Here is a 25,671-nt window from a genome sequence, read left to right on the forward strand (position 1 = left end):
ATTGCCGTCCAGGCACTATGATGCCGGTCAAGAGAATGACTTTCCGTCAATCAAAAAATTATATGCCGAGTCGTTCCGAATGCAAATGACTTTCGCGTCATTTAGTTGTTAGCCTCTATGCCCGTCGACCATTACGAGAATTTCCCTGTCGCTTCCGTCCTGCTGCCACGCCGCCTGGTGCCGGCCGTGGAAGCCATTTATGCCTTTGCCCGCAGCGCCGACGACCTTGCCGATGAAGGCGACGCGACGCCGGACGAACGCCTGGCCGCGCTGAACCTGTATGAATTGCAACTGCAGCGCATCGGCCGCCAGGAAGAAGGGCTACCGCCGATGTTCGCCCGCCTGGCTGGCGTCATCCGCGAATTCGACTTGCCGATGGCGCCGTTCCACGATTTGCTGTCCGCCTTTAAACAGGACGTCGTCGTGCAGCGCTACCGCACTTACGCCGATTTGCTGGATTACTGCGCGCGTTCCGCCAATCCGGTGGGATTGCTGATGCTGTCGCTGTACAAGGCCGCCGACGAAACCAATGTGCGCGATTCCGATGCGATCTGTTCGGCGCTGCAAATCATCAATTTCCTGCAAGACGTGGCGATCGACCTGCACAAGGAACGTATTTATTTACCGCTGGAAGACCTGACCCGGTTTGCCGTGTCGCCCGCGCAACTGGGCCACGCGGACGGCCAGGCCAAATGGCGCAACCTGATGAAATTCGAAGTGGCGCGGGCGCGCGCGCTGATGCTGTCCGGCGCGCCGCTGGCGCTGCGCCTGCCGGGGCGCATCGGGCTGGAATTACGGCTGGTGGTGCAAGGGGGCTTGCGCATCCTGGAAGCGATCGAAGAAGTCGAATACGACGTGTTCCGGCACCGGCCCAAGCTGGGCAAATGGGACTGGATCAAGGTGGTTTGGCGCGCGCTGACCATGCGCAACCAGTTGAAAAAGCTCGCCGCAGCCTCGCATCGCTTAGAATAGCGCCTTTCCTTAGCACCACCATTGCCTTTTAGATATGTCTCCCGACGAATACTGCCAGCAGAAAGCCGCCGCCAGCGGGTCCAGCTTTTATTACAGCTTCCTGTTCCTGCCCGTGGAACGGCGCCGCGCCATCATGGCGCTGTATGCTTTTTGCCGCGAAGTGGACGACACCGTCGATGAATGCACGGACGAAGGCGTGGCCCGGGTAAAGCTCGAATGGTGGCGCAAGGAGATTGCCGGCATGTACCTGGGTACCATGAATCACCCTGTCACACAGGCGCTGGCGCCCCATTTGCAAACCTACCAGCTGAAACAGGAACATTTACAGGCCATTATCGATGGCATGGAAATGGATTTAAACCAGACCCGTTACCTCGATTATCCGGGCCTGAAAAAATATTGCTGGCACGTGGCCAGCGTGGTCGGCATTTTATCGGCCAGCATATTCGGCGCGACCAAGCCGGAAACCCTGCAATACGCGGAAAAGCTGGGCCTGGCATTCCAGCTGACGAATATCATCCGCGACGTGGGCGAAGATGCCCGCAAAGGCCGCATTTATTTGCCGGTTAACGAATTACAGCAATTTAATGTCACGGCCGCCGATTTGCTGAATGCCCGCCACAGCGACAACTTCGAAAAACTGATGCGCTTCCAGGCCGAACGCGCGCAGCAAATGTATGACGAAGCTTTCGCGCTGCTGCCTGCCGAGGACCGCCGCGCCCAGCGCCCGGGCCTGATCATGGCTGCCATCTACCGCACCTTGCTGACGGAAATCCAGCAGGACGGTTTCCACGTGCTGACCCAGCGCATCTCGCTGACGCCGATCCGCAAGCTGTGGCTGGCGTGGAAAACCTATATCCGTGGCTGATTCCCGCAGCATGCTGACCTTGGACATTTCCCCCGTAGGGCGGTTCCCGCGCAGCGGAAGCCGCCATGCCCGCACCCCGGCGACGTTCAATGTAAGCGAAACACCAGCACGGCGGCTTTGCTCCGCAAAACCGCCCCACGGAGCAAACGCCGTATGAGCGTTCGCCGGGTCGCGGTAATTGGCGCCGGCTGGGCCGGCTGCGCCGCCGCAGTGGAGCTGGCCGGACGTGGTGTTCACGTCACCCTGCTGGAATCGGCCCGCACCCTGGGCGGCCGCGCGCGCCGCGTGGAGATCGATGGCCGCACGGTGGATAACGGCCAGCACATCATGCTGGGCGCCTACCGCGACACCCTGAAACTGATGCGCAAGCTGGGCGCGGACATCGATGCGGCGCTGCTGAACGTCCCGCTGCAAATGCGCTACGCGCCCGATTCCGGTGGCATGGATTTCATCGCGCCCCGCCTGCCCGCCCCGTTCCACTTGCTGGGCGCCCTGCTGCGCGCCACCGGCCTGGACCGCGAAGACAAGCTGAGCCTGGCGCGCTTTTCCACCACGGCGCGCTGGATGGGCTGGCAATTCGACACCGATTGCACCGTTTCGGAATTGCTGCAGCGCTTCGACCAGACCCCGCGCTTAATTAAACTGATGTGGCGCCCGCTGTGCCTGGCCGCGCTGAACACGCCGCCGGAACGCGCGTCCGCCAACGTGTTCCTCGCCGTGCTGCGCGACAGCCTGGGCGCGAAGCGCAGCGCTTCCGACATGCTGGTGCCGAAGGCGGACCTGTCCGCGCTGCTGCCCGACCTGGCGGCGCAATACGTCGTGCAACACGGCGGCGTAGTCCACACCGGCGCCAAGGGCACCGCCCTGCTGCCCCAGCCGGACGGCGGCTGGCGCGTGCAGGCGACCGGCGCGGCACTGGGCGAACACTGGGAACAGCGCTACGATGCCGTGATCCTCGCCTGTGGCGCGCCGCACGCGGCGGCGCTGCTCGATGCCACCCCGTGGCAGGCCGAACCCGCCGTGCCCGCCGCACTGGCCGCGCGCCTGCGCGCCTTCAGCCACGAAGCCATTACCACCGTCTACCTGCAATACGCCCCCGCCGTCCGGCTCGACCTGCCGTTTATCGCGCTGGTCGATGCGCCGGAAGCCGGCCACTGGGGCCAGTTCGTGTTCGACCGTGGCCAGCTCGATGCGCGCCAGGCCGGTCTGCTGGCGGTGGTGATCAGCGCATCCGGCGATGCGGCCGCGCTACCCCAACACGATTTGACCGCGGCCTGCGCCGGCCAGATGGCCCAGGTGCTGAAACGCCCGGAACTGGCGCAGCCGCAATGGGCGCGCGTCATCACGGAAAAACGCGCGACGTTCGCCTGCGCCCCGGCGCTGGACCGCCCCGCCAACGCCAGCGGCATGGCGGGACTGCTGCTTGCGGGCGACTATACTGCGGGCGAGTACCCGGCCACGCTGGAGTGGGCCGTCCGCAGCGGCCTCGCGGCGGCTGCGGAATTTCTCAAAAGCAAGCATTAGCCCGTGTATGGCGCCCGGACTATCCCCGCATTCAGCCGTCTGCCCCGCCAAATTTGCATCTTGTCGCACATCAGTGGCTTGTACCGGTGGGTTTGCGTACAGTCACATCATCGATAAATGCACAACATGGAGCATGGCGATGGACCTGGTACTGACACTGAAAACCCTGGCAATTCTGGCACTGGTTGCAGCCGCCACGGCGGTGATCGTGGTGGGCGAACATGGCGCGGCGGCACTGCCGCTGCAATATCAGACGGTGTTGAACTGAGCTGACCCCGCTTGCCAAATTGAAGGTTGACGAGGATTTGTATGAATAAGCAGGCATACCTGGACGCGCTGCAAAAAGCCCTGGCGGGACTGCCGCCGGAAACCGTGGCCAGGACCATGGCGTACTACGAGCAGCGTTTCATTGATGGCATGGTCGCCGGGCGCAGCGAAGAGGAAATCGCCGAAGAACTGGGCGAACCACGCAAGATCGCCATGACGTTACGCGCCAACGTGCACATGGATGCTTACCAGCAGACCAAAAGCCCGATGAACTGGGCGCGCATGGCGGTTTCGTTCATCGGCCTGGCCGTGTTCAACCTGTTCATGGTGGTGCCCGCGATGGTGTTCGCGTCGCTGCTGACCGCTGTCTATGCGTGCGCATTCGCCTTTTACCTGTCCGGCGTGGCCATCACGGCCAGCGGCCTGGCCGGCACCAACGAACTGGTGCTGGACGGCCCGCTGCGCGAATTCGTCCACTTCGGCGACGATGAACGCGGCACGCAAACCCGCGTATCGATCGGCCAGACCGGCATCGAAGTGTTCCAGGACCGCGACCGCAGCCGCTCCGGTCATGATGATGACGCCGGCGGGGACGAAGACGACGAGCGCGAGACCGCGTCCGAGCGCATCATTGAAAAAGCCGAACGCGTTGCCAACGGCAGCGTGAAGATTTCCACCGAACTCGATAGCGAATCGCGCGTGACGCAAGCGGCGTTCGGCATGGCCATGGTCATCCTCGGCATCATGCTGTGTCTGCTGAGCCTGGTCGTCACGAAATACACGATCGCCGGCATCAAGCGCTATATCCAGATGAACTTTTCCCTGCTGCGGGGCCGCTGAGGCGGACAGGAGACACCATGCGTGCTTTGATTAAAATCGGCGTCAGCCTGTTGCTGTTGTCCTTCGTGCTGATCGCCTTCGCCTATACCATGCTGCGCACCCACGGCCAGAGCAATCCCACCAGCGCCGCCGGCCGCACGGTCGGCAGTGAAACCCGCCCCGTGGCGCCCGGCATCACGTCCGTGGAACTGTCCGGCCCGATCGACCTGACCCTGATCCAGGGCGACAAGCCATCCTTGAAAGTGCGCGGCGAACAGCGCCTGCTGGCCAATGTCGCCACCGAACAGGACGGCAACGTGCTGCATATCGGCACCAAGGGCATGCTGTTCCACCACCGCCGTCCGCTGCAAGTGGAACTGGTGCTGCCGTCGCTGAGCACGCTGGAAGTGCACGGCACGGGCGACAGCAACGTCGACGGCTTTTCCGGCGAACGCCTGAAAGTGCAACTGTTCGGCTCCGGCAACGTGAAATTCAATGGCCGCTTCAAGCAGGTGGAAGCCGGCGTGCACGGCAGCGGCGACCTGAACCTCAATACCGGCAACAGCGACGCCGTCGCGCTGGAAATGGTCGGTTCCGGCCAGATCAAGACCAGCGGCAGCTGCAAGACGCTGAACGCGGACTTGAATGGTTCCGGCGACCTCGACGCGCAGCACATGGCGTCCGACCAGGTGACCGTGAACCTGAAAGGTTCCGGCACCACCAACGTGTTTGCCCGCCGTTCCGCCGAACTGACGCTGCGCGGCAGCGGCGACATCAAGGTGTACGGCAATCCGGATACCCGCAACGTCAGCCGCACCGGCTCGGGCGAAGTCAGCTGGAACCAGTGACGTTACAATAACGGGATGTGTGTCAACTACATCACCGTATCGCGCCAACTGTGCTTTGACTTTTTCCGCACCCCGCTGGAAACCGGCGAAGACTGGCGCGAAGAACTGTACCAGGACTATCGCGGTCCCATCATCGTGCACGACATTTACGGCCGCCGCCGTCTGGTGGTGGCCTCCTACGGTTTCATTCCCCAATCCGAACTCGAACCCGGCCAGCGCATGACGACGATGAACGCGCGCGCGGAAACCGTGGGCGACTTGCGCACCTATCGCGGCGCCTGGCAAAACTGCCGTCTGTGCCTGGTGCCGATGCAGGCCTTCTTCGAACCGAATTACGAAAGCGGCCGCGCGCAACGCTGGGCGATTTCCATGGCGGACCAGGAACCGTTTGCCGTGGCCGGCCTGTACCGCACGTGGCTGGCGCCGGACGGCACGCGCAGCCGCTCATTCACGCAATTGACCATCAACGCGGACGACCATCCACTGATGCGCCGCTTCCACCGTCCTGAGGATGAAAAGCGCAGCCTGGTGGTGATCCGGAAGGAAGATTACGATGCCTGGCTGGGGTGCAAGGATCCTGAGCAGGCACGAGCATTTTTGCAAGCGTATCCGGCGGAATGGATGACGGCGCTGGCGGCGCCACGGGAAGCGGCGCCTTCGCCGCAGGCCGAATTGTTTTGATTGCCCACTGAGTGGCTGGATATCATTGCATATGTGACAATAGTGAATCCTGTTTAATTCGTCGTTTTCCTGTGGGGCTACTGAGTCAATCGACAATGAAACACCGATTTACCATACTGATGCTATCCCTGAGCATTATTGGAGCACTATATTGCGCGCTTGCTCTGGTTCAGGCCGGGAGCCTGTATACCGGAACCAGGGCAGAATTGAATCTTCGTTTTTGGGGCGGGCTCTTCCTCGCTTGCGGTGCTGTGTTCCTTGTATCCTCCGTCGCTTTACTACGAAAATGGTTCAGGAAGGCGCAGAGTGATCCAAAGTAAGCAACGAAGGATAAAAATGGCCTTTCGGCGGTTCGCTGTTTGTTTGGCTTTACTTGCGCCGATGACGGATGCGCCGGCGATGTGTCTCGATGGCAGACATCCAGGCGCCCGTGACGAATTCATGTCAAGTGCCGCGGTTATTGTCGGCCGCGTCTCTAAGCAAAGTGAACTGCAGGAAGATGCGGCGGACCCGAACGGGGTAAGCGCCATACTTTACCGGGTTGAGGTACGGCGCCGGCTAAAAGGTACCGTTGACCATTTCATCCAACTCCGATCCGACAATACGTCGACACGTTTTCCGATGGAATTGGGTGAAGATTATCTGCTTTTTCTAAGCAGAGATGGCCATACTTACTTCGTTGATAGCTGCGGAAATTCTGCTCCTGCAAAGCAAGCGGCGAGTGTCATTGCTGAGATAGGCATCAAGAAATGATGCGGTACGCTAACCGGAGGCCACGCCCGGCCACTACAGACGAGGTTTTCTCATGACTCCACCAACCCTCGAATGCGCCCGCATCATCCGCGACGGCGGAATCGATGCGATTGCAGCGCTGAATGCCGCCCTTGCGGATGCGATTGGCGGGCTATCCCTGGAACAGCAAACTGCCATGAAGCAGGCTTTCGCGCACGCCATGGGCGAAGTCATCGATGCCACCATCATGCCGTCGGTGAGGGCATATCCGGAACTGGAGCCCGATGACGAAACATGGCGTAGCGTGGCAAAAAGTCAGGCAACGAAGCGCGCAAATAGGTGAACGCGCCATGCTAAGCAGTCTCCACAGCATATTCCTCATCGCGGCCTTGGCCATTGCGATTCCGGCCCGCCCGGCTGAAGTGAGGCCGCCGCAAGTCGCCCTGGTAAGCAATCTCTACCAGACATTCGCATACGAGGCAGTACTGGAAGCCCCGGACGCCCGGGGCATGATCGATCAACCGCGAGCAGTACTCCTCCGCTACTTCACACCGGAACTCGCCGAATTATTGCTGCGGGACCGCGCTTGCGTGGCCAAGACGCGGGAGATTTGCCGCCTCGATTTTCTCCCGCTGTGGGGAAACCAGGATCCCGATGGCGCGTCCGTCCAGGTCGGGCAAGGTGCATCGCCGACATCCGTCATCGCGTCCTTGCGCTTCGCCGGCACGTCGTCCCGGCTTACCTACACTCTCATTCAAACCACCCGCGGCTGGCGCATCGCGGATATTGCATACGGCGACGGGCGCGCGACATTGAAAGAAATCCTGCAAACGAAGTCGTAGAGATCCATGCATAAGTTGAAGCAGATACTTGCCGCACTGGCAGCCACACTGGCTTGCACCGGCGCCCCCGCCCAGGAATACGCCTACGTCGAACCCGTGCATTGCATCGGTGGTCCGTTCGGGCTGCAATTGCCCCGCGACGCGCGAAAAATCCGCTCCATGGGCCGTCTCCGGAGTGAAGCGGTTGCAGAAGTCGAGCACTGGGACGGCTATACGGCCACGAGGAAAACCCTCGTCTTCGACGGCCTGGACCTGGGCATCATCGAGCTGTCCAACGATCCTTCAACATTGATGGTGACGCATGCCGACGTGAGCAGCCCGAGGTGGAATCACCTGTTGCCCGTCAAGATCGGTGAGCCGGCAGCGGCCGCGCGCAAGTTGCTTGGGGAGGCGGCGAAGGACGACAAGGATTTGACGCGGGTATATGGCGGCGACGCCGACGGCGTTCAGTTCCGTACTCAGGCGGGCTTGATTACCAGGGTGACCTATCAGTGCTATTCCGGTTAACCCGCACCGCGCCCCAGCCAGGCCACCACATCGTTGGCCGCCTGAATCCCCGTGGCAAAGCACGCCGTCAACAGATACCCACCGGTCGGCGCTTCCCAATCCATCATCTCCCCCGCCACGAACACACCGGGCAGTGCCTTCACCATCGTGCCCTCCAGCGCCTCGAAGCGCACGCCGCCCGCGCTGCTGATGGCTTCATCGATGGGACGGGGCGCACGCAGCACGACCGGCAAGCGTTTCAATACGCGGGCCAGTTGCTCCGGGTCCGCGCATTCCTCTTTGCTGGCGCGCTCGCGCAATAGTCCCGCCTTGACGCCTTTGATACCAAGACGGCTCTGCAAATGGCTGGACATGGAACGGGACCCACGCGGCTTGCTGACATCATCCAGCACCCGCTCGGCCGGCAAGTCCGGCAACAGGTCCAGATAAATCGTGGCGCTGCCGTCGCTGGCGATACGGTCGCGCAGTGGCGCGGACAGCGCGTACACCAGGCTGCCCTCGATACCGGTGGCCGTCACGACGAACTGGCCCTTCTTCCACACGGTTACCCCATCAGCACCGTCATAACCGATGGCGACCGTCGTCAGCGGTTCGCCCGCATGGCGCGCACTGAAATGTTCGCTCCAGCCCACGTCGAAGCCGCAATTCGACGGCGCCAGCGGCGCCGTGTCGACACCCGCCTGTTGCAGCAACGGCACCCAGGCGCCGTCGGAACCCAGCCTGGCCCAGCTGCCGCCACCCAGCGCCAGCACCACGGCATCGGCCCGCACCAGCACCTCGCCGTCCGGCGACGCCAGCCGCAACGCGCCGTCACCGGACCAGCCTATCCACCGGTGCCGCTGGTGGAAGCGCACACCCTGCTCTTTCAGCCGGTGCAGCCAGGCCCGCAGCAACGGCGCTGCTTTCATATCCGTGGGGAAGACACGCCCGGACGTGCCGACAAAGGTGGCGATGCCCAGGCCGTGTATCCAGTCCCGCACCTGCTGCGGTGTGAAAGCGTCGAGCATCGGGCGCAGCGCGGCCGAGCGCTTGCCGTAGCGCCTCACGAAGGTTGGATAGTCTTCGGCATGCGTGATGTTCATGCCGCCGCGTCCCGCCAGCAGGAATTTTCGGCCGACGGACGGCATTGCGTCGTAGACGTCGGCGGCAACGCCGGCTTCCGCCAGGGCCTGGGCCGCCATCAGGCCGGCCGGGCCGCCGCCGATGATGGCGACGCGCGTGGTGTGAAGGTGGGTGGGATTGTCCATAAGGGACAGCATTGTACACGCCGTCCCGCCATCCTTTATGCCAATACCGGCTGGCGCTCCATCAGCCCCGCGAAATCGTCGGCCGGCAGCGCATGGGCCACATACTGCCCCTGGATTTCATCGCAATGCTGTTCGCGCAGGTAACGCGCGGAACCCTCGGATTCCACGCCCTCCGCCACCACCGTCAAGTGCAGGTTGTGCGCCAGCGCGATGATGGAGCCGCAGACTGCGGCATCGGCGGCATTCTCATCCAGGTGCCGCACATAGGACTGGCCGATTTTCAGCGATTGCACCGGCATTTCGCGCAAGCGGCCCAGCGACGAATGGCCGACACCGAAGTCTTCCAGCGACAGCCGCACGCCGATCGCGCGGAGCGCATGCAAGCGGGCGATGGCTTCGTCGAGCCGGTGCATGACGGTCGATTCCGCGATATCGCATTCCAGCCGGTCCGGCGCCACATTGAATTCCGCCAGCGCGGAGCGGATATCCGCTTCCAGCCGGTCATAGCGGAACTGGCGCGCCGTCAGGTTGACAGCCACCACGGGCGGCTGGCGGCCCTGGTCTTGCCACGCGCGCAGTTGGCGGCACACATCGCGCAGCAGCCAGCGGCCCAGTTCAATAATCAACCCGGAGCGTTCGGCCGCGGCGATGAATTCGCAGGACGGCACCATGCCCCATTGCGGATGCCGCCAGCGCAGCAGCGCTTCGGCCGCCACGATACCGCCGGTCGCCACCGTGGCGCGCGGCAGGTAATGCACGGCCAACTCGCCCTGCGCCAGCGCGCGCAACAAGTCCGTTTCCAGCGCGGCCAGGCGCATCGCCCGCTCATTCAATTCCGGCGCGTAGTAGCGCATGCGGTTGCCGCCCATGGCCTGGGCGCTGACCATGGCCGCATTGGCACAGCACAGCAAGGTGGCCGTATCGACGCCATCGCGCAAGTGCAGACTGATCCCCACACTGGCCGTCGTCGTCAGCGCGATACCGTTGACCAGCACCGGCTGCTGCAACGCCGCCATCAGTTTCGACGCCACCGTCATCGCGTCTTCCTGCACCGCGAGGCCGCCCACCACCACGGCAAATTCATCGCCCAGCAAACGCGCCACCGTATCGCCATCGCGCAGCCCGGCCGTCAGCACCTGCGCCGCGTGTTTCAGCATGGCGTTGCCGGCTTCCGTTCCATACTGGGCGCTGATGGCGCGGAAACGGTCCAGTCCCAGCACCAGCACGGCCACCCGTTGCGAGTCGCGCACGGCGCGGATGGTGGCCTGCTGCAGTCGCTCGCCCAGCAACGCACGGTTCGGCAAGCCCGTCAGCAGATCATGCCGGGTCTGGTAATCGATGGCTTGTTCGGCCAGGCGCCGGCGCAACGCGTCGCGCATGCCGGCCAGTTTTGCCGACAAGTCGCAGGCCAGGTCTTGCAGCAATTGCAGTTCGTCGCGGTCGAACGCCTGTTCATCGCGGCCATACAACACCAGCACGCCCAGCACTTCGCCGCGCCACAGCAGGGGCAATCCCGCACCACAGGCAAACCCCAGTTCACCGGGCGAGCCGTCCCCGGCCCGCGCCACCACGGCTTGCTCGCGTACGATGGCTTCGCCGGCCAGGCCGCGCTGCTCCGGCGCCCCGCCCCAGCAGAAATGCAAGGACTGGATGTCCGTTGCGCTTCCCGCCGTCGCGCCGGCCACCGAAGCGGGACGGATGCTCGACAAGTCATCGTGGCAAGGCATGCCGATCCACACCAGCGGATAGCCTCCCTCGGCCACCAGTTGCTGGCAGGCGGCGTCCAGTAATTCCGGTTCGCTGGCGCCGCGCATCATGCCCTCGTTACAGCGGAACAGCATGCGCAGCGCGCGGTTCGCCTTTTCCAGCGAGGCCACTTGCCGCGCCTGTTGCGCGTCAACCTGCTGCAAACTGTCCGCCATGCCGTTCATGGCTTGCGCCAATTGGCCGAGATCGTGGTTGCCACCGGCTTCCAGCATGCGCACCGACCAGTCACGGGCCGCCAGTCCCCGGCAAAATGCCAGCGCTTCACCGCACCAGCGCCGCAAGCCCCGCCCCATCCAGGCGGCCAGCGCCAGCGCCGCCACCAGGTTGACCAGCCAGACCAGCCCGCCCAGCACGCTCAGCACACTGGTGGCGCCCGCCAGCTTGCCACGCGCGCTGTCCTGCGCGGCGGCAGCTTGTTCCCGCAATTGCGACAATGCCGGTTCGATTTCCCGCGCCGCCGCCATGTACTCCGCGCTGGCGCTGTCGATTTCCAGCTTCAACTGCACATAGGCGGAAAAGGCGTCGCCAAAGCGCCGGACCGCTTCCAGCGCGGCACGGCGGCGTTCGTCAGGCAACGGGGCTTGTACGATATGCTGCTGCAACCGGGCCACCGCGTCTTCCGTGGCCGCCGCATCGCGTGCGGAACCGCCCCGCAGCACCTGCTGCTCGGCCAGATGGACCGCGCGCAGGTCAGGCTGAAACTGCGGCAGGCCGGACAGCGCCGTGTCGAATGCGCGGGACGCCGCCGCAAAGTGCGCCGACTCGCCGTACAGGTGCACCACGCGCAGGAAGTGGTGCTCATACAACAAGGTGTACGTTTCCACCGCCCGCGTGCGGCGCGCCGTCGACAAATCCTCTTTCAACGCGCGCGCTTCCGCCATCATGCTCCGCACCACGGCCAGCTGATCGAACACGGGGCGTGCGCAATTGGTGGTGCCCGCGTCGCCACCTGTCGTGTGCCAGCGCTGCAGGCATTCCTGTTCCAGCCGGCGCGCCTTCTCCAGCGCCGCGACACTGTCGGCGGCGAGGTTGGCGATGCGGTCTTCCGTTTTGAAATAGTGTTCGATGGCCGCCATGCTGCGTGCACTGTCCACCATTTTCAGCATGTCGCTGAAAAAAATCAGTCCGGCGATGATGCCGAAGCCGACGATGAGCTGGGTACGGAAAGGGAGCCGTTCAAAATAGGCGCGCATGGTTCCTCCTGAAATACTGGCCGCAGGGGGAAGGCGACGCAAATTGGTGCTCCGGCCGCGGGATTAGGTGGCCGGAGAGGTAATGAAGACAGTATATACGACAATTCCCAGCATGAAACCATTCATTCTCAACTGCAACACAAACAAGCGATACCTGGGCAAAACAGCAATCATGCCGGAGCGTTACGGAATTTTATTGCGTACGATGTCGATTCGCTGTCGATTCTGTCCACCGTCATCCGTCGTTGCCATGTAAGCCCCTTCAATCACACAGGAGATCACCATGAACACGAACACCATCCGCCTGCACCGCGTGCTGCGCTCCAGCCCTGAACGCATTTACAACGCCTTCCTGACCCCGGCCGCCATGTCCAAATGGCTGCCACCGAACGGCTATACGTGCACTGTCCATGAAATGGATGCGAAAGAAGGCGGCAGCTACCGCATGTCGTTCACCGACATCGGCACCGGCCATGGCCATTCGTTTGGCGGCGTCTACCGCGAGCTGAAACCGGGTGCGCTGCTGCGCTACACGGCCACGTTCGACGACCCGAACCTGCCGGGCGAAATGCAGACCACCGTCACCCTGACGGCGGTCGAATGCGGAACGGAAGTGCACATCGTGCAGGAAGGCGTGCCGGCGGTGATTCCGGCCACATCATGCTACCTGGGGTGGCAGCAGTCGCTGGTATTGCTGGGGCTATTGGTCGAACAATAAACAGCCCAACTTACCCGCCGGTGACCGGCGGGAAGAACGCCACTTCGTCGCCCTCCTTGACCGGCGCATCCGGCTTGCACATGATCTGGTTGCAGGCCATGCGCAGCGACCGGCCTTCGCCGAGGGCCGTGGCCCAGGCCCCGCCACGCGCCACCAGCGCGGCGCGTACCTCCGCCACCGTGGCGATCGAGTCGGGAAACTCCACGGTGTCCGCCGGCATGCCGAGCGCTTCGCGCACGCTGGCAAAAAAACGCAACGTCAGTTTCACGGCATCACCTCGGAAAATGGAATAAAGCGCACCACGTCGCCACGGCGGATGGCCTGGCCCGGCGGATTGTCGATCAGGCCATCGGCCCACACGGTCGACGTCAGCACGCCGGAACCCTGGTTCGCGAACAATTCCAGCCCGCCTTGGTCGTTCAGCCGCGCGCGCAGGAATTCATTGCGGCGGTCCGCCTTCGGCCAGTCGAAGTCCGCGCGCAGCTGGTACGCCTTGGGGGCCAGCGCGGCGGCGTCATGCACACCCTGCAGTTTCAGGATGAATGGCCGCACGAATATCAGGAACGTGACAAAGCTGGACACGGGATTGCCAGGCAAGCCCATGAAGAACGCCGCATTGTTCTCATTCAGCACTTCGCCAAAGGCCAGCGGCTTGCCTGGCTTCATGGCGATTTGCCACATGGTCAGCTTGCCTTCCGCTTCCACCGCCGGTTTGACATGGTCTTCCTCGCCGACGGACACGCCGCCCGACGTGATGATCAAGTCATTGCCGGCGGCGGCCTTTCGCAGCACGGCGCGCGTGGCGTCCAGCGAATCGGGCACGATACCGAAGTCCGTCAATTCGCAGCCCAGGTTTTGCAGCAGCGCGCGCAACGTAAAGCGGTTCGAATTGTAGATGGCGCCCGGCGCCAGAGGCTCTCCCGGCATCGTCAATTCGTCGCCCGTGAAGAACACAGCCACGCGCAAACGGCGGCGCACCGGCAATTGCGCCAGGCCGACCGACGCGGCCAGGCCCAGTTCCGGGCTGCGCAAGCGCGTGCCTTCCGCCAGGATCACGCTGCCGTGCGTGATGTCTTCGCCGGCGCGGCGGATCCATTCGCCGGATTTCGGCGCATGGTTGACCGTCACCACATTGCCGGCCAGTTCGCACTGTTCCTGCATGACGACGGCATCCGCCCCTTCCGGTATCATCGCGCCGGTGAAAATGCGGGCGGCAGTGCCGGGCAGCAGCGGCTGGCCCACGTGGCCGGCGGGAATCCGCTGCGACACCGTCAGCGTGGCGGCGCCGCTGGCGCAATCTTCCGCGCGCACGGCATAGCCATCCATCTGCGTATTGTCGGCGGAAGGCACGTTCATGCCCGACACCTGCGCCTGCGCCAGCACGCGGCCGTTCGCTTCCAGCGTCGGCACGGTTTCCATGTCCGGCACGGGACGCGCGGCGGCCAGCAAGAAATCCAGCGCTTCCCGCACCATCAGCATCGGCGGCTTGTTTGCAGCTCCTGCCATTACAGCCCCGTATTGGATGCGATGTAGTCTTTCATTTTTTCCACGTCGGCTTGCATCACCACGAAACGCTGTGGCAGCGCTTCGATGTTTTCAAAGCCGGCCGGGCGCTCCGCGTCCTGGCCCAGCGCTTCGAGGATGGTTTCATTGAACTTGGCGGCCAGCGCGGTTTCCAGCACGATCATCGTCACGCCCGGTTCCAGGTTTTCCTTGGCGACCTTGATGCCATCCGCCGTGTGCGTGTCGATCACGATGCCGTAATCGTCGGCCACGTCGCGGATCGTGTTCAGGCGGTCGTCGTGCGTGGACTTGCCGGACTTGAAGCCGTATTGCGCGACCTTGGTGAATTCGTCGCCATCGCTGCCCGGATAGCCGGACAGGTCGAAGCCGCCATGGGTTTCCACTTTCGTGAACAGCGCGCGGGTGCGTTCCGAATCGCGGCCCACCAGGTCGAAGATGAAGCGCTCGAAGTTCGATGCCTTGGAAATGTCCATCGACGGGCTGCTGGTGTGGTACGTTTCGGCCGATTTGCGCACGCGGTAAATGCCGGTGCGGAAGAATTCGTCCAGCACGTCGTTTTCATTGGTGGCCACCACCAGCTTGTCGATCGGCAGGCCCATCATGCGGGCGATATGGCCGGCGCAGATGTTGCCGAAATTGCCCGACGGGACCGTGAACGACACCTTCTGGTCGTTCGACGTGGTGGCCGCCAGGTAGCCGCGGAAGTAATACACGACCTGCGCCACGACGCGGGCCCAGTTGATGGAATTGACGGTGCCGATTTTTTGTTTGGCCTTGAACGGCAAGTCGTTCGACACGGCCTTGACCATGTCCTGGCAATCGTCGAACACGCCTTCGACGGCGATATTGAAAATGTTCGGGTCTTGCAGGCTGAACATCTGTGCCGTCTGGAACGCGCTCATTTTCTTGTGCGGCGACAGCATGAACACCTTGATGCCTTTCTTGCCGCGCATCGCGTATTCGGCCGCGCTGCCGGTGTCGCCGGACGTAGCGCCGAAAATGTTCAGTTGCGCATCCTTGCGGGCCAGCGCGTATTCGAACAGGTTGCCCAGCAATTGCATGGCCATGTCCTTGAACGCCAGGGTCGGGCCGTTCGACAGCGCCTGCAACACCAGCTTCTTGCCGTTGCCCTCTTCCAGCACGCGCAGCGGCGTGATGTCCGCGGCGGCTTCGCCCGCGCGGGCATTACGGTACACGTCGGCCGTATACGTTTTTTCCGCCAGGGCTTTCAAGTCCGCTTCCGGAATATCGGTGGCAAACTTCTTCAGGATCTCGAACGCCAGGTCGGCATACGACAGTTTGCGCCAGGCATCCAGTTCGGCGCCCGTCACTTGCGGGTATTCGGTCGGCAGGTACAGGCCGCCGTCCGGGGCCAGGCCGCCCAGCAAAATGTCGCAGAATTGTTGAGGAGATTGGGAAGAAGCTGCGCCGATGGCGCGGGTAGACACGTATTGCATAGGTATGAAAGTCCGGTTGGCATGCGTATTCGAACGGGTATTATAGTCCGGCCAGACTTTATATGTACATTGCGCACATATTTGGAATATTCTGCTGTTTTGTATCTCCGTTGACAAGAGGGGTTGCAAGCCGGATAACGACAACGTCATCCGGCTTGCATATGGCGGCGTTCAGCAAGCCGCGTGATTCACCGTCACCACGTGGATCGCCAGCCCGCCCAGCGACGTTTCCTTGTACTTGGCCTGCATGTCCGCGCCCGTCTGGCGCATGGTCTCGATCACTTCATCGAGCGACACAAAGTGCGTGCCGTCCCCCTTCAGCGCCAGCGACGCGGCCGTGATGGCCTTCACAGCGCCCATGCCGTTGCGTTCGATGCATGGGATTTGCACCAGCCCGCCGATCGGATCGCAGGTCATGCCCAGGTGGTGTTCGATGCCGATTTCCGCCGCATTTTCAATCTGCGCGTTACTGCCGCCCAGCGCCGCCACCAGTCCGGCCGCCGCCATCGCGCACGCCACACCCACCTCGCCCTGGCAACCGATTTCGGCGCCGGAAATCGACGCATTGCGCTTGCACAGCATGCCGATCGCGGCCGCCGTCAGCATGAAATTGCGCACGCCGGCCACCGGATCGCTGGGGTGGCAATCTTCCGCGTAATAGCGCAGCACGGCGGGAATGATGCCTGCCGCGCCATTGGTGGGCGCCGTCACCACGCGGCCGCCCGCCGCGTTTTCCTCGTTAACGGCCATCGCATACAGGCTGACCTGGTGCAGCGCGTCGTGCGGCAATTCATTGGCGCGTTCCACGCCGCGGGCTTGCCGCCACAACCCCGCCGCGCGGCGCTTGACATTCAAGCCGCCGGGCAACTTGCCTTCGGTTTCCAGGCCATGGGCAATGCAGTCGCGCATCACGCGCCAGATGCGGTCGATGCCCGCGTTCAACTCGTCTTCGCCGATACGCGCCAGTTCATTGGCGCGCAACATTTGCGGGATCGTCAGGCCGCTGTCGCTGCCGTGCTGCAGCAATTCCGCCATGGTGCCGAACGGATACGGCAATGCCACCGGCGCCTTGTCGTTGCCGCCGGCCGTTTCGCCCTCTTCACGGATAAAGCCGCCGCCGATCGAGTAATACACTTTCGACAATGTGGAACCGTCCGCGCGGCGCAGCGTGCAGCGCATGCCGTTCGGGTGTTCCGGCAGGTTTTCAGTCTTGTGGTACTGCAGGTTGGCGGCGCTGGAAAACGGCACCGTGTGCGTTCCCAGCAAGCACAATTCCTTCCTTGCCTCGGCAGCCGCCAGCATCGCGTCGACCTGGTCCGGATTCACGTGCTGCGGGGTTTCCCCCATCAGGCCAAGAATCACGGCCTTGTCGGTGCCGTGGCCGACGCCGGTCAGCGCCAGCGAACCGTACAGCGCCACGTCGACGCGCACCACATCATCCAACGGACCCGCATCGGCCAGGAAGCGGCGCGCCGCCACCATTGGCCCCACCGTGTGCGAGCTGGAGGGGCCTATGCCTATCTTGAATAGGTCGAAAACGCTCATGTCCATCGGATGTCCCTGCTTTCTTGTCGTTAGGTTGCGCTACCGGATAGGTAGCTTAAGCGGCCTGGCCCAAACCGACGTCGATGTTCGCCAGCATGTCCTTGACCATTTCCTCGACACCGATGCGGGCTCTCCAGCCCCAGTCGGCAGTCGCATGACAGTCGTCCAGGCTATGCGGCCACGTGTCCGCGATTGCCTGCCGGCTGTCCGGCTTGTATTCGATCCTGAAGCCCGGCACGGCGCGAGTGATCGCCTCGGCCAGTTGCGCGGGATTGAACGATACGCCCGCCACATTATAGGAGGAACGCACTTTAATTTGTTCCGCCGGCGCGTCCATCAATTCAATCGTGGCGCGGATCGCATCCGGCATGTAAATCATCGGCAACGTGGTTTTCGGTCCGAGGAAGCATTCATAGGTTTCACCGCGCAGCGCCGCGTGGAAAATCGCGATCGCATAATCGGTGGTGCCGCCGCCAGGGGGCGATTTGAAGCTGATGATGCCCGGGTAGCGGATGCTACGCACGTCCACGCCGTATTTCAGGAAGTAGTACTCGCACAGGCGCTCGCCGGCCAGCTTGCTGATGCCGTAAATCGTCGTCGGGTCCATCGTGGTCAGCTGCGGCGTCTCGTGTTGCGGCGTGTTCGGGCCGAACGCGGCAATCGAAGACGGCCAGAAAATGCGCAGCGGCTTGCCCTGCTCGCCCCGCACGCGGGCGGTTTCCAGCAAGTTCAGCAGACCATCCATGTTCAGGGTCCACGCGCGCAGCGGCGCCGCTTCGCCGGTGGCCGACAGCATCGCGGCCAGCTGGTACACCTGCGTGATGTTTTCGTCCGCCACCAGCTTGTCCAGCGCCGCCTTGTCCAGCACGTTCAGTGTCTGGTAACGGGCCGCGCCGTAGACGTTCTTTTCACCGATGTCGGTGGCGATCACATTCTGCGCGCCGTGCTGCCTGGCCAGCGCTTCCACCAGTTCGCTGCCAATCTGTCCATTGGCGCCAATAACTAAAATCTTTTCCATGTCGTATCCGTTCAGCGTTGTGCGCTTGTCGATGATTTATTTTTTCAACAGGCCCAGCTCGTGGCCGGCCTGTTCGAATGCCTTGAGTACCGTGTCGAGTTGTTCGCGGGTGTGCGCCGCCGACAGTTGCACGCGCACGCGCGCCTGGCCCATCGGCACCACCGGGTAGAAGAAACCCGACAGCAGCACGCCCAGCTCATACATCCGCGCGGCAAACTTTTGCGCCACTTGCGCATCGAACAGCATCACCGGCACCACCGGGTGCGTGCCCGGCTTGATGGTGAAGCCGATGCGCTCGATCTCCTGGCGGAAATACGCGGTGTTCTCGTGCAGGCGGTCGCGCAATTCCGTCGAGGCGGACAGGCGTTTCAGCACTTCCAGCGACGCGCCGGCAATCGATGGCGCCAGCGTGTTGGAGAACAGGTAAGGACGCGATTTCTGGCGCAGCATCTCGATGACTTCCTTGCGGCCGGACGTGAAACCGCCCATGGCGCCGCCCAGCGCCTTGCCCAAGGTGCCGGTGATGATGTCGATCTTGCCCAGCACATTGTGGTGCTCGTGCGTGCCGCGGCCCGTCTTGCCCATGAAGCCGGACGCGTGGCATTCGTCGATCATGGTCAACGCGCCATATTTCTCGGCCAGTGCGACGATCTTGTCCAGCTGGGCGATGGTGCCGTCCATCGAGAACACGCCGTCGGTGACGATGATCTTGTGGCGCTTGTCGCTTGCCGCCTGCAATTGCTTTTCCAGGTCGGCCATGTCGTTGTGCGCATAGCGGAAACGGGCCGCCTTGCACAGGCGGATGCCATCGATGATCGACGCGTGGTTCAGCGCGTCGGAAATGATCGCGTCATTTTCATCGAACAGCGGCTCGAACACGCCGCCGTTGGCGTCGAAGGCTGCCGCGTACAGGATCGTGTCTTCGGTGCCCAGGAAGGCCGACAACGCCTGTTCCAGTTCCTTGTGCACGGTTTGCGTGCCGCAGATGAAACGCACGGACGACAGGCCATAACCATATTTTTCCGTTGCGGCAATGGCAGCCTGCGCCACCCATTCCTGGCCGGACAGGCCCAGGTAATTATTGGCGCACATATTGATCAGCATTCGCCCGTCCGCACCCGTCACTTCAGAACCCTGGCGGGAAGCAATCACACGCTCCGGCTTGAACAGACCCTCATCGCGCAGGGTGGACAGGGTTTGCTGCAGTTGGCTGTAAAACGCGGCTTGCTTGCTCATGGCTTCTTCTCCGTGGTGGGGTTGCGTGCTGCGGATTCCCCGGCGTAACCGGGTCCGCGCTTGACCTTGTGTCGTCCTATGCTGTACCGTGAATCTCAGTGAACTTGCGTCAAAGTTTACTCTTATTTATTTAACGCTTCCGCCACCTTTGCCGGATTCTCGATATCGAACTTAAGTTCAATATATTGAATCTTACCGAAGGCTATTGAACTTTGCAATGTTTAGAAGATATAGAAATACTGAAAACTCATGAAAGCCGTATCAAATAACGCCCCGCCGGAAGTCGGCGCCGCCTTGCAGCGCCTGCGTCTGGCGCGCGGCCTGACCCTGGAAGACTTGTCCCGCATTGCCGGGGTATCGAAATCCATGCTGTCGCAGATCGAGCGGGAGAAAGCCAACCCCACCATCGCCATCACGTGGCGGCTGGCCAATGCGCTGGGGGTGGCGATAGGTGAATTGCTGTCGGATGCGGAAAAAGCCGTGGAAACCATCCGCGTGCTGGAGGCCCACGAAACGCCCACGCTGCCCGGCGCCCACGCGGGCTACCTGCTGCGCATCCTCGGTCCGATGGAGCTGGCGGGCAAATATGAATGGTATGAATTGACCTTGGCGCCGGGCGGCGAACTGGTGTCGCAGGCGCATGACCCGGGTACGACGGAACACTTGACGATCTTGCACGGTTCCGTGGAACTGGAAGTGGCCGGTTCGCGGCGCAAGGTGAAACTGGGCGGTACGGCCCGCTATGCGGGAGACCAGGATCACGCGATCCGCAATCCCGGCAAGAGTGAAGCGAAGGCGCTATTGGTGGTGATTCACCGCTAAGGTTCGGAAAAAATCGCTTCGATGGGCGCGCCGAACAACCGGGCAATGGCAAACGCCAGCGGCAGGCTCGGGTCGTAGCGCCCCGTCTCGATGGCGTTGACTGTCTGCCGCGAAACGGCCAGCTGGTCGGCCAGGTAAGCCTGGCTCCAGCCCCGCTCGGCGCGCAATTCCCGTATCGTGTTTTTCATCGCTTCGCCATCAGGCAGCGCGCGGCGCAGACCGCGGCCCACGATGTTCCCATCACGCCCCATACCGTGAACATGCTGAGGCGCGGATAACCCGCTGTCTCCAGGAAACCGTAGGTGAAAGTGGCGCCGGCCGTGATGGCGGCCGCGATGCCGATGGTTTCCAGCAACTGGCGGCGCACATATTCATCCATCCGCTGCACCTGCCGTGCAATGGCCCAGATCATCAGCAGGAAACCACCCATCGGCGCCACCGCCACGGCGGTTTTCAGCGCGCCGTCCGGCAAGGCGTCACCCCACAACATCGAAGGCGCCATCAGCGCCACGTAGATGGCGAGGCTGCCACCGAGTTCGATCATGTAGCGGCGGGCGATACGGCGTTCATGCTGAGAAACCTGGCGATCCTGTTGCATGGTAAGTCCTCCTCGTATGTAAAGTGTGCTTTACATATTAGGGATGACAGCCAGGCATGTCAAGCAAACTTTACATCCACCCGCACCGCCTGCCGGACGCTCAGGGGGCGCCTATCCGCGCAATGGCCTGCTCCCAGTCGCGCATGCGCCGCCCGGCCTCATCGCGCCCGATCAGCGGCTCAAACACCCGGTCCACCCGCCACTGCGCCGCCAGATCATCCGCGCTGCCATACACGCCGGTGGCCAGGCCCGCCAGCGCCGCCGCGCCCAGCGCCGTGGTTTCCGTGACTTGCGGGCGCACCACGGGGATCCCCAGCAAATCCGCCTGGAATTGCAACAACAGCGAATTGGCGCAGGCGCCGCCATCGACGCGCAATTCCGTGATGGGGGAAGCGGCATCGCGCTGCATCGCCTGCAACAAGGCCGCGCTCTGGAAGGCAATCGATTCCAGGGCGGCGCGCGCGATGTGCGCCACGGTCGTGCCGCGCGACAGCCCGAAAATCGCGCCCTTGGCCGACGGCACCCAGTATGGCGCCCCCAGGCCCGTGAACGACGGCACGAACACCACACCGCCCGCATCGGGCACCGAGGCCGCCAGCGCTTCGATGTCGGCTGCCTGTTCGATGGCCTGCAAGCCGTCGCGCAGCCACTGCACCACGGCGCCGCCAATGAACACGCTGCCTTCCAGCGCATACTGGCGCCGCGGCCCCGCCTGGCACGCGGCCGTGCTAATCAGACCGTTATGGGATTCCGCACTGCTTTCCCCGGTATGCAACAGCATGAAACAGCCGGTGCCATAGGTGTTTTTCGCCATGCCGGCTTTAAAACACGCCTGGCCGAACAGGGCGGCCTGCTGGTCGCCGGCAATGCCGCCGATCGGCACCGCGCCGCCCAGCCACGCGGCATCCGTGTGGCCGAACAGGTGACTCGACGGTTGCACGTCCGGCAGCAGCGCGGCCGGGATATCGAGCCAGTCCAGCAGTTCGGGGTCCCAGCATCCGTCATGGATGTTCCACAGCATGGTGCGCGCGGCGTTGCTGACATCCGTCACGTGCAACTTGCCGCCCGTCAGATTCCAGGCCAGCCAGCTGTCCACCGTGCCGAACGCCAATTCGCCCCGTTCCGCGCGGCCCCGCGCGCCGTCCACGTTATCGAGTATCCATTTCAGCTTGGTGGCGGAAAAATACGGATCCAGCACCAGCCCGGTCTTGCGCCGGATCGCGTCCGCCAGGCCATCGCCGCGTAATTGCCGGCACAGCGCTTCGGTGCGGCGGTCTTGCCACACGATGGCATTGAAGATCGGGCGGCCGGTGGACCGTTCCCACACGATGGTGGTTTCGCGCTGGTTGGTGATGCCCAGCGCGGCAATGTCTGCGGCCCGTAAACCGGCTTTGGCCAGCACCGCGCGCGACGTCGCCAACTGGCTGTCCCACAATTCCCGCGCATCGTGTTCAACCCACCCCGGCTGGGGGAAAATCTGGCGGAATTCCTGCTGCGCCGTGGCGACCACGGCGCCATCTCGGAAAATAATGCTGCGCGAACTGGACGTCCCCTGGTCCATTGCCAGTAAATATGCCATGTCAAATCCTGCGTGAAATTAGTTATCCGTAACGGCTATGCGCGCCGCCGCAACCCATCCTGCCGCATCCATCGCTGCAACCGCTCGACGTCCTGCGGCTTCGCATGCAAGCCGCACTTGGTGCGCCGCCACAGGATGTCCTCGGCGCTGCGCGCCCATTCAACATCCATCAGGTAGCGCACTTCCCGCTCATGCAAGCCGGGCGCCAGTTCCGAGCCCAGGTCGCACAGGCCCGCCGCATTGCCAAGCATGGCGATGGCGCGGCTGCCGTAATTGCGCGCGTAGCGCTGCGCGAGTGGTTGCGGCAGCCACGGATAGCGGTGGCGGAAGTTGTACAGAAAGCCGTCGAAGTCATAATCCGCCACCAGTTCCCCGGGCGCTTGCAAATCGCCGCCCGGCAGCGGCGCCTCGCCGGTCCAGCCAGGCGCGCGGCGTCCCAGGCGGCGTTGCAGGATGTCCAGCGCCTCTTCCGCCAGCTTGCGGTACGTGGTGATCTTGCCACCCCAGATATTGAGGAACGGCGGCAACGCTTCATTGCATTCGAGGACGTAGTCGCGGGTAATGGCGGACGCCTGGCTGGCGCTGTCGTCGAGCAGCGGACGCACGCCGGAATAAGTGCCGACCACGTCGGCGCTGGAGATGCGCCGGCTGAAATAGCGGTTCGCCATCCCGCACAGGTACTCGATTTCCTCGGGACTGATGGTGACTTTCCCCGGCTCCCCCGTGTATTCGAGGTCGGTGGTGCCGATCAGCGTGAATTCATCCTGGTATGGAATCGCGAAGATGATGCGCTTGTCCGGATTCTGGAAAATGTACGCATAGTCATGGTCGAACAGGCGCGGCACGATGATGTGGCTGCCCTTGATCAGGCGCAGGCCATGGCTGTAGCCGCCGCCCAGCGCGCCGGCGGCAAAGCGCCCGGTCCACGGACCGGCGGCATTGACGATGGCGCGCGCCCGCACGTCGATGCGCCCCTGCTCGATGCTGTCCAGGGTGGCGTGCCAGCCATCGCCCTCTTGCCGCACGCCGGTGCACGGCGTGCGCGTGAGGATGGTGGCGCCCCGCTCGTGGGCGTCCATCGCGTTCAGCACCACCAGCCGCGCATCGTCGACCCAGCCGTCCGAATACACAAAGCCCTTGCGGTAGCTGCCCTGCAAGGGCGCGCCGGCCGGATGGCGGTCCAGCGCCACGCCTTCGGAACCGGGCAGGAATTCACGCCTGGCCAGGTGGTCGTACAGGAACAGGCCTGCCCTGATCATCCAGGCGGGGCGCTGCGCCGCGTCGTGCGGCATCACGAAACGCAGCGGCCGCATGATGTGGGGCGCGGCGCGCAGCAGCACTTCCCGTTCCTGCAGCGCCTTGCGCACCAGCTTGAACTCGTAGTATTCCAGGTAGCGCAAGCCGCCGTGAATCAGCTTGGTGCTGGCGGACGACGTGTGCTGGGCCAGGTCGTGCTGCTCGCACAGCACCACGCGCAAGCCGCGCCCGGCAGCATCGCGCGCGATGCCGGCGCCGTTGATGCCGCCGCCGACAATCAGCAGATCGCACTCAAGCCGCCGCGCGGCGCTCGTGGGCGAAATCATCAGGTTGCCCGGCGCGCCGGGTTGCCTGCAAAATGTTTGTTTATGTTCATATTCATTTCCTCGTCGGTTCGTTTTGCCAGCACGCACCGCTAAAATCTCCGGGGCGTGCCGTCATTGTACGGTTTTTTTGATCGAAGACAACAAGAATATGTTCGTTTATGTTCGCTTATGTTGGCTTCGCGACGTTGCCGGTGTGTTCTATAATGCCCTGTGCCGCTAGATGGCATTGCATACCGGAAAATTCGCCTTGTTCGTTTTCGTTCATTTGAGAAGCCCATGACGCCACGCCACCGCCACCTGCTCGACCATATCCGCCAGCACGGCGACACGTCCGTCGACGAACTGGCGCGCCTGCTGGGCGTGACGACACAGACCATCCGGCGCGACATCCGCGAACTGGAAGATGCGCGGCTGCTGGCCCGCTACCATGGCGGCGTGGGCATCCCGTCGACCGTGCAAAACATCGATTACGACCAGCGCCGCGAGATGGACAGCGAAGCCAAGTGCCGCATCGCGCAACTGGCGGCGGCCCGCGTGGAAAACGGCCGCTCATTGATCATCAATATCGGCACCACCAGCGAAGAGGTGGCGAAAGCCCTGCGGCAGCACCGGGGGCTGCGCGTGATCACCAACAACCTCAACGTGGCGACCATCCTGTCCAACAATGACGACACGGAAATCATCATTGCGGGCGGCCTGGTACGCAACCGCGACCGCGGCGTGATTGGCGAAGCCACGATCGACTTCATGCGCCAGTTCAAGGTGGACATCGGCATCATCGGCGTGTCCGGCATCGAGCATGACGGCACCCTGCTCGATTACGACTATCGCGAAGTGCGTGTCACGCAAGCCATCATGGAACAGTCGCGCGAAGTGTGGCTGGTGGCCGACCACACGAAGTTCGGCCGCCACGCCATGGTGCGCCTGGGCAGCGTTGCGCAGATCGACAAATTCTTCACGGATTTGCCATTGCCGCCGGAAGCGGCGGAGGCATTTGACAAGGCGGGCGTGGAAGTCATCGTCGCGTCGCAGCCGGCGACATGACCTCTTCAGCGGAAGGCTGCGGCACAGCCTAATAAAATTCCAGCACCACGTTATGCATCGATACATCTTGGTCGTCAAATATGGTGAAGGTGGCCGGACCCGCACCGGTGAAATGCGTGAACGCCGCAAGCGCGTTATCCATAATGCGCGATGCCGCAAAGTGTTGTGCCATCACCGAACATGCCGGAAAAATCGCAATGCACCATGCCGAAGGATGCGTTCAGCGACAGGGATGTCGCTGCAATCAGTGCTGCGAACTTGGATTGCCACATGCTTGTCA

The 25,671-nt window shown here is 62.9% G+C and carries 27 protein-coding genes; 14 read left to right on the plus strand and 13 right to left on the minus strand.

Annotation, left to right across the window (positions count from 1 at the left end; all coding sequences use genetic code 11):
- Positions 1-117: 117 nt before the first annotated feature.
- The 11 genes from hpnC (at position 118) to GJ700_RS30980 (ending at position 8,060) form a co-directional block, all read left to right on the plus strand.
- A complete protein-coding gene (gene hpnC, locus GJ700_RS30935; RefSeq protein WP_154381347.1) occupies positions 118-972 on the plus strand; it encodes a squalene synthase HpnC in 855 nt (284 codons plus the stop codon).
- 34 nt (positions 973-1,006) lie between these two features.
- Positions 1,007-1,840, plus strand: a complete 834-nt coding sequence (gene hpnD / locus GJ700_RS30940; RefSeq protein ID WP_154381349.1) for a presqualene diphosphate synthase HpnD — start codon at positions 1,007-1,009, stop codon at positions 1,838-1,840.
- A gap of 153 nt (positions 1,841-1,993) precedes the next feature.
- On the plus strand, positions 1,994-3,364 hold the full coding sequence (hpnE, locus tag GJ700_RS30945; protein ID WP_154381351.1) for a hydroxysqualene dehydroxylase HpnE: 1,371 nt from the start codon (positions 1,994-1,996) through the stop codon (positions 3,362-3,364).
- Positions 3,365-3,503: 139 nt separating this feature from the next.
- Complete coding sequence (locus GJ700_RS35955; RefSeq protein ID WP_260117399.1) at positions 3,504-3,632, plus strand: hypothetical protein; 129 nt, start codon at positions 3,504-3,506, stop codon at positions 3,630-3,632.
- Between the two features lie 41 nt (positions 3,633-3,673).
- Entirely contained in the window at positions 3,674-4,471 is a 798-nt protein-coding gene (locus tag GJ700_RS30950) for a DUF1700 domain-containing protein (RefSeq protein ID WP_154381353.1), read from the plus strand.
- A 17-nt stretch (positions 4,472-4,488) separates the two neighbouring features.
- Entirely contained in the window at positions 4,489-5,298 is an 810-nt protein-coding gene (locus tag GJ700_RS30955; protein ID WP_154381355.1) for a head GIN domain-containing protein, read from the plus strand.
- A 15-nt stretch (positions 5,299-5,313) separates the two neighbouring features.
- Complete coding sequence (locus GJ700_RS30960) at positions 5,314-5,979, plus strand: SOS response-associated peptidase (RefSeq protein ID WP_154381357.1); 666 nt, start codon at positions 5,314-5,316, stop codon at positions 5,977-5,979.
- A gap of 306 nt (positions 5,980-6,285) precedes the next feature.
- Positions 6,286-6,732, plus strand: a complete 447-nt coding sequence (locus GJ700_RS30965; protein ID WP_154381359.1) for a hypothetical protein — start codon at positions 6,286-6,288, stop codon at positions 6,730-6,732.
- 52 nt (positions 6,733-6,784) lie between these two features.
- On the plus strand, positions 6,785-7,054 hold the full coding sequence (locus GJ700_RS30970) for a hypothetical protein (protein ID WP_154381362.1): 270 nt from the start codon (positions 6,785-6,787) through the stop codon (positions 7,052-7,054).
- 7 nt (positions 7,055-7,061) lie between these two features.
- Positions 7,062-7,553, plus strand: a complete 492-nt coding sequence (locus GJ700_RS30975; RefSeq protein WP_154381364.1) for a hypothetical protein — start codon at positions 7,062-7,064, stop codon at positions 7,551-7,553.
- A gap of 6 nt (positions 7,554-7,559) precedes the next feature.
- Positions 7,560-8,060, plus strand: coding sequence for a hypothetical protein (locus GJ700_RS30980; RefSeq protein ID WP_154381366.1), 501 nt, complete (start codon positions 7,560-7,562; stop codon positions 8,058-8,060).
- Here the strand turns inward: GJ700_RS30980 and GJ700_RS30985 are convergent.
- Together GJ700_RS30985 and GJ700_RS30990 are read right to left on the minus strand one after the other, a co-directional pair.
- Positions 8,057-9,319: a TIGR03862 family flavoprotein gene (locus GJ700_RS30985; RefSeq protein ID WP_229507342.1), complete on the minus strand. Its 1,263-nt coding sequence runs from the start codon at positions 9,317-9,319 to the stop codon at positions 8,057-8,059. The two genes, GJ700_RS30980 and GJ700_RS30985, sit on opposite strands and share 4 nt — an antisense overlap.
- 23 nt (positions 9,320-9,342) lie before the next feature.
- Positions 9,343-12,267 carry a bifunctional diguanylate cyclase/phosphodiesterase gene (locus tag GJ700_RS30990; RefSeq protein WP_154381368.1) on the minus strand — a complete coding sequence of 975 codons (2,925 nt, stop codon included), beginning with the start codon at positions 12,265-12,267 and terminating at the stop codon, positions 9,343-9,345.
- Between the two features lie 283 nt (positions 12,268-12,550).
- Here GJ700_RS30990 and GJ700_RS30995 point away from each other — a divergent pair, with 283 nt between their 5' ends.
- Entirely contained in the window at positions 12,551-12,985 is a 435-nt protein-coding gene (locus tag GJ700_RS30995; RefSeq protein ID WP_154381370.1) for an SRPBCC family protein, read from the plus strand.
- Positions 12,986-12,995: 10 nt separating this feature from the next.
- On the opposite strand, the gene moaD is transcribed toward GJ700_RS30995, so the two are convergent.
- From moaD to kbl, 6 genes are all read right to left on the minus strand, one after another.
- Positions 12,996-13,253, minus strand: a complete 258-nt coding sequence (moaD, locus tag GJ700_RS31000) for a molybdopterin converting factor subunit 1 (RefSeq protein ID WP_371868214.1) — start codon at positions 13,251-13,253, stop codon at positions 12,996-12,998.
- A complete protein-coding gene (locus GJ700_RS31005; protein ID WP_229507343.1) occupies positions 13,250-14,491 on the minus strand; it encodes a molybdopterin molybdotransferase MoeA in 1,242 nt (413 codons plus the stop codon). The genes moaD and GJ700_RS31005 overlap by 4 nt, the downstream gene beginning before the upstream one ends.
- Positions 14,491-15,966, minus strand: a complete 1,476-nt coding sequence (gene thrC / locus GJ700_RS31010) for a threonine synthase (RefSeq protein WP_154381372.1) — start codon at positions 15,964-15,966, stop codon at positions 14,491-14,493. The genes GJ700_RS31005 and thrC overlap by 1 nt, the downstream gene beginning before the upstream one ends.
- Before the next feature lie 171 nt (positions 15,967-16,137).
- Positions 16,138-17,517, minus strand: a complete 1,380-nt coding sequence (locus GJ700_RS31015) for an L-serine ammonia-lyase (protein WP_154381374.1) — start codon at positions 17,515-17,517, stop codon at positions 16,138-16,140.
- A gap of 49 nt (positions 17,518-17,566) precedes the next feature.
- Positions 17,567-18,529 carry an NAD-dependent epimerase/dehydratase family protein gene (locus tag GJ700_RS31020; protein WP_154381376.1) on the minus strand — a complete coding sequence of 321 codons (963 nt, stop codon included), beginning with the start codon at positions 18,527-18,529 and terminating at the stop codon, positions 17,567-17,569.
- 36 nt (positions 18,530-18,565) lie between these two features.
- On the minus strand, positions 18,566-19,765 hold the full coding sequence (gene kbl / locus GJ700_RS31025; RefSeq protein ID WP_154381378.1) for a glycine C-acetyltransferase: 1,200 nt from the start codon (positions 19,763-19,765) through the stop codon (positions 18,566-18,568).
- Between the two features lie 249 nt (positions 19,766-20,014).
- On the opposite strand from kbl, the gene GJ700_RS31030 reads away from it, so the two are divergent.
- Positions 20,015-20,587 (plus strand): helix-turn-helix domain-containing protein, encoded by a 573-nt coding sequence (locus GJ700_RS31030; RefSeq protein ID WP_154381380.1) that lies wholly within the window; start codon positions 20,015-20,017, stop codon positions 20,585-20,587.
- On the opposite strand, the gene GJ700_RS31035 is transcribed toward GJ700_RS31030, so the two are convergent.
- The 4 genes from GJ700_RS31035 to glpD form a co-directional block, all read right to left on the minus strand.
- A complete protein-coding gene (locus tag GJ700_RS31035) occupies positions 20,584-20,775 on the minus strand; it encodes a helix-turn-helix transcriptional regulator (RefSeq protein WP_154381382.1) in 192 nt (63 codons plus the stop codon). The two genes, GJ700_RS31030 and GJ700_RS31035, sit on opposite strands and share 4 nt — an antisense overlap.
- Positions 20,772-21,185 (minus strand): hypothetical protein, encoded by a 414-nt coding sequence (locus GJ700_RS31040; protein ID WP_154381384.1) that lies wholly within the window; start codon positions 21,183-21,185, stop codon positions 20,772-20,774. The genes GJ700_RS31035 and GJ700_RS31040 overlap by 4 nt, the downstream gene beginning before the upstream one ends.
- Before the next feature lie 100 nt (positions 21,186-21,285).
- Positions 21,286-22,764 carry a glycerol kinase GlpK gene (glpK, locus tag GJ700_RS31045; protein WP_154381386.1) on the minus strand — a complete coding sequence of 493 codons (1,479 nt, stop codon included), beginning with the start codon at positions 22,762-22,764 and terminating at the stop codon, positions 21,286-21,288.
- Between the two features lie 35 nt (positions 22,765-22,799).
- On the minus strand, positions 22,800-24,347 hold the full coding sequence (glpD, locus tag GJ700_RS31050) for a glycerol-3-phosphate dehydrogenase (RefSeq protein WP_154381388.1): 1,548 nt from the start codon (positions 24,345-24,347) through the stop codon (positions 22,800-22,802).
- Between the two features lie 276 nt (positions 24,348-24,623).
- On the opposite strand from glpD, the gene GJ700_RS31055 reads away from it, so the two are divergent.
- Complete coding sequence (locus GJ700_RS31055) at positions 24,624-25,391, plus strand: DeoR/GlpR family DNA-binding transcription regulator (protein WP_154381390.1); 768 nt, start codon at positions 24,624-24,626, stop codon at positions 25,389-25,391.
- A gap of 134 nt (positions 25,392-25,525) precedes the next feature.
- Here the strand turns inward: GJ700_RS31055 and GJ700_RS31060 are convergent, their stop codons facing one another.
- Complete coding sequence (locus GJ700_RS31060; protein ID WP_154381392.1) at positions 25,526-25,663, minus strand: hypothetical protein; 138 nt, start codon at positions 25,661-25,663, stop codon at positions 25,526-25,528.
- Positions 25,664-25,671 lie beyond the last annotated feature (8 nt).

It is taken from the genome of Pseudoduganella rivuli (assembly GCF_009674485.1).
GTDB lineage: Bacteria > Pseudomonadota > Gammaproteobacteria > Burkholderiales > Burkholderiaceae_D > Rugamonas > Rugamonas rivuli_B.

Bases quoted from the DNA above. Each gene is read 5' to 3' on its own strand.
- hpnC (WP_154381347.1), top strand. From the start codon at position 118: ATGCCCGTCGACCATTACGAGAATTTCCCTGTCGCTTCCGTCCTGCTG.
- hpnD (WP_154381349.1), top strand. From the start codon at position 1,007: ATGTCTCCCGACGAATACTGCCAGCAGAAAGCCGCCGCCAGCGGGTCC.
- hpnE (WP_154381351.1), top strand. From the start codon at position 1,994: ATGAGCGTTCGCCGGGTCGCGGTAATTGGCGCCGGCTGGGCCGGCTGC.
- GJ700_RS35955 (WP_260117399.1), top strand. From the start codon at position 3,504: ATGGACCTGGTACTGACACTGAAAACCCTGGCAATTCTGGCACTGGTT.
- GJ700_RS30950 (WP_154381353.1), top strand. From the start codon at position 3,674: ATGAATAAGCAGGCATACCTGGACGCGCTGCAAAAAGCCCTGGCGGGA.
- GJ700_RS30955 (WP_154381355.1), top strand. From the start codon at position 4,489: ATGCGTGCTTTGATTAAAATCGGCGTCAGCCTGTTGCTGTTGTCCTTC.
- GJ700_RS30960 (WP_154381357.1), top strand. From the start codon at position 5,314: ATGTGTGTCAACTACATCACCGTATCGCGCCAACTGTGCTTTGACTTT.
- GJ700_RS30970 (WP_154381362.1), top strand. From the start codon at position 6,785: ATGACTCCACCAACCCTCGAATGCGCCCGCATCATCCGCGACGGCGGA.
- GJ700_RS30975 (WP_154381364.1), top strand. From the start codon at position 7,062: ATGCTAAGCAGTCTCCACAGCATATTCCTCATCGCGGCCTTGGCCATT.
- GJ700_RS30980 (WP_154381366.1), top strand. From the start codon at position 7,560: ATGCATAAGTTGAAGCAGATACTTGCCGCACTGGCAGCCACACTGGCT.
- GJ700_RS30985 (WP_229507342.1), bottom strand. From the start codon at position 9,319: ATGCTGTCCCTTATGGACAATCCCACCCACCTTCACACCACGCGCGTC.
- GJ700_RS30990 (WP_154381368.1), bottom strand. From the start codon at position 12,267: ATGCGCGCCTATTTTGAACGGCTCCCTTTCCGTACCCAGCTCATCGTC.
- GJ700_RS30995 (WP_154381370.1), top strand. From the start codon at position 12,551: ATGAACACGAACACCATCCGCCTGCACCGCGTGCTGCGCTCCAGCCCT.
- GJ700_RS31005 (WP_229507343.1), bottom strand. From the start codon at position 14,491: ATGGCAGGAGCTGCAAACAAGCCGCCGATGCTGATGGTGCGGGAAGCG.
- thrC (WP_154381372.1), bottom strand. From the start codon at position 15,966: ATGCAATACGTGTCTACCCGCGCCATCGGCGCAGCTTCTTCCCAATCT.
- GJ700_RS31015 (WP_154381374.1), bottom strand. From the start codon at position 17,517: ATGGACATGAGCGTTTTCGACCTATTCAAGATAGGCATAGGCCCCTCC.
- GJ700_RS31020 (WP_154381376.1), bottom strand. From the start codon at position 18,529: ATGGAAAAGATTTTAGTTATTGGCGCCAATGGACAGATTGGCAGCGAA.
- kbl (WP_154381378.1), bottom strand. From the start codon at position 19,765: ATGAGCAAGCAAGCCGCGTTTTACAGCCAACTGCAGCAAACCCTGTCC.
- GJ700_RS31030 (WP_154381380.1), top strand. From the start codon at position 20,015: ATGAAAGCCGTATCAAATAACGCCCCGCCGGAAGTCGGCGCCGCCTTG.
- GJ700_RS31035 (WP_154381382.1), bottom strand. From the start codon at position 20,775: ATGAAAAACACGATACGGGAATTGCGCGCCGAGCGGGGCTGGAGCCAG.
- GJ700_RS31040 (WP_154381384.1), bottom strand. From the start codon at position 21,185: ATGCAACAGGATCGCCAGGTTTCTCAGCATGAACGCCGTATCGCCCGC.
- glpK (WP_154381386.1), bottom strand. From the start codon at position 22,764: ATGGCATATTTACTGGCAATGGACCAGGGGACGTCCAGTTCGCGCAGC.
- glpD (WP_154381388.1), bottom strand. From the start codon at position 24,347: ATGATTTCGCCCACGAGCGCCGCGCGGCGGCTTGAGTGCGATCTGCTG.
- GJ700_RS31055 (WP_154381390.1), top strand. From the start codon at position 24,624: ATGACGCCACGCCACCGCCACCTGCTCGACCATATCCGCCAGCACGGC.
- GJ700_RS31060 (WP_154381392.1), bottom strand. From the start codon at position 25,663: ATGTGGCAATCCAAGTTCGCAGCACTGATTGCAGCGACATCCCTGTCG.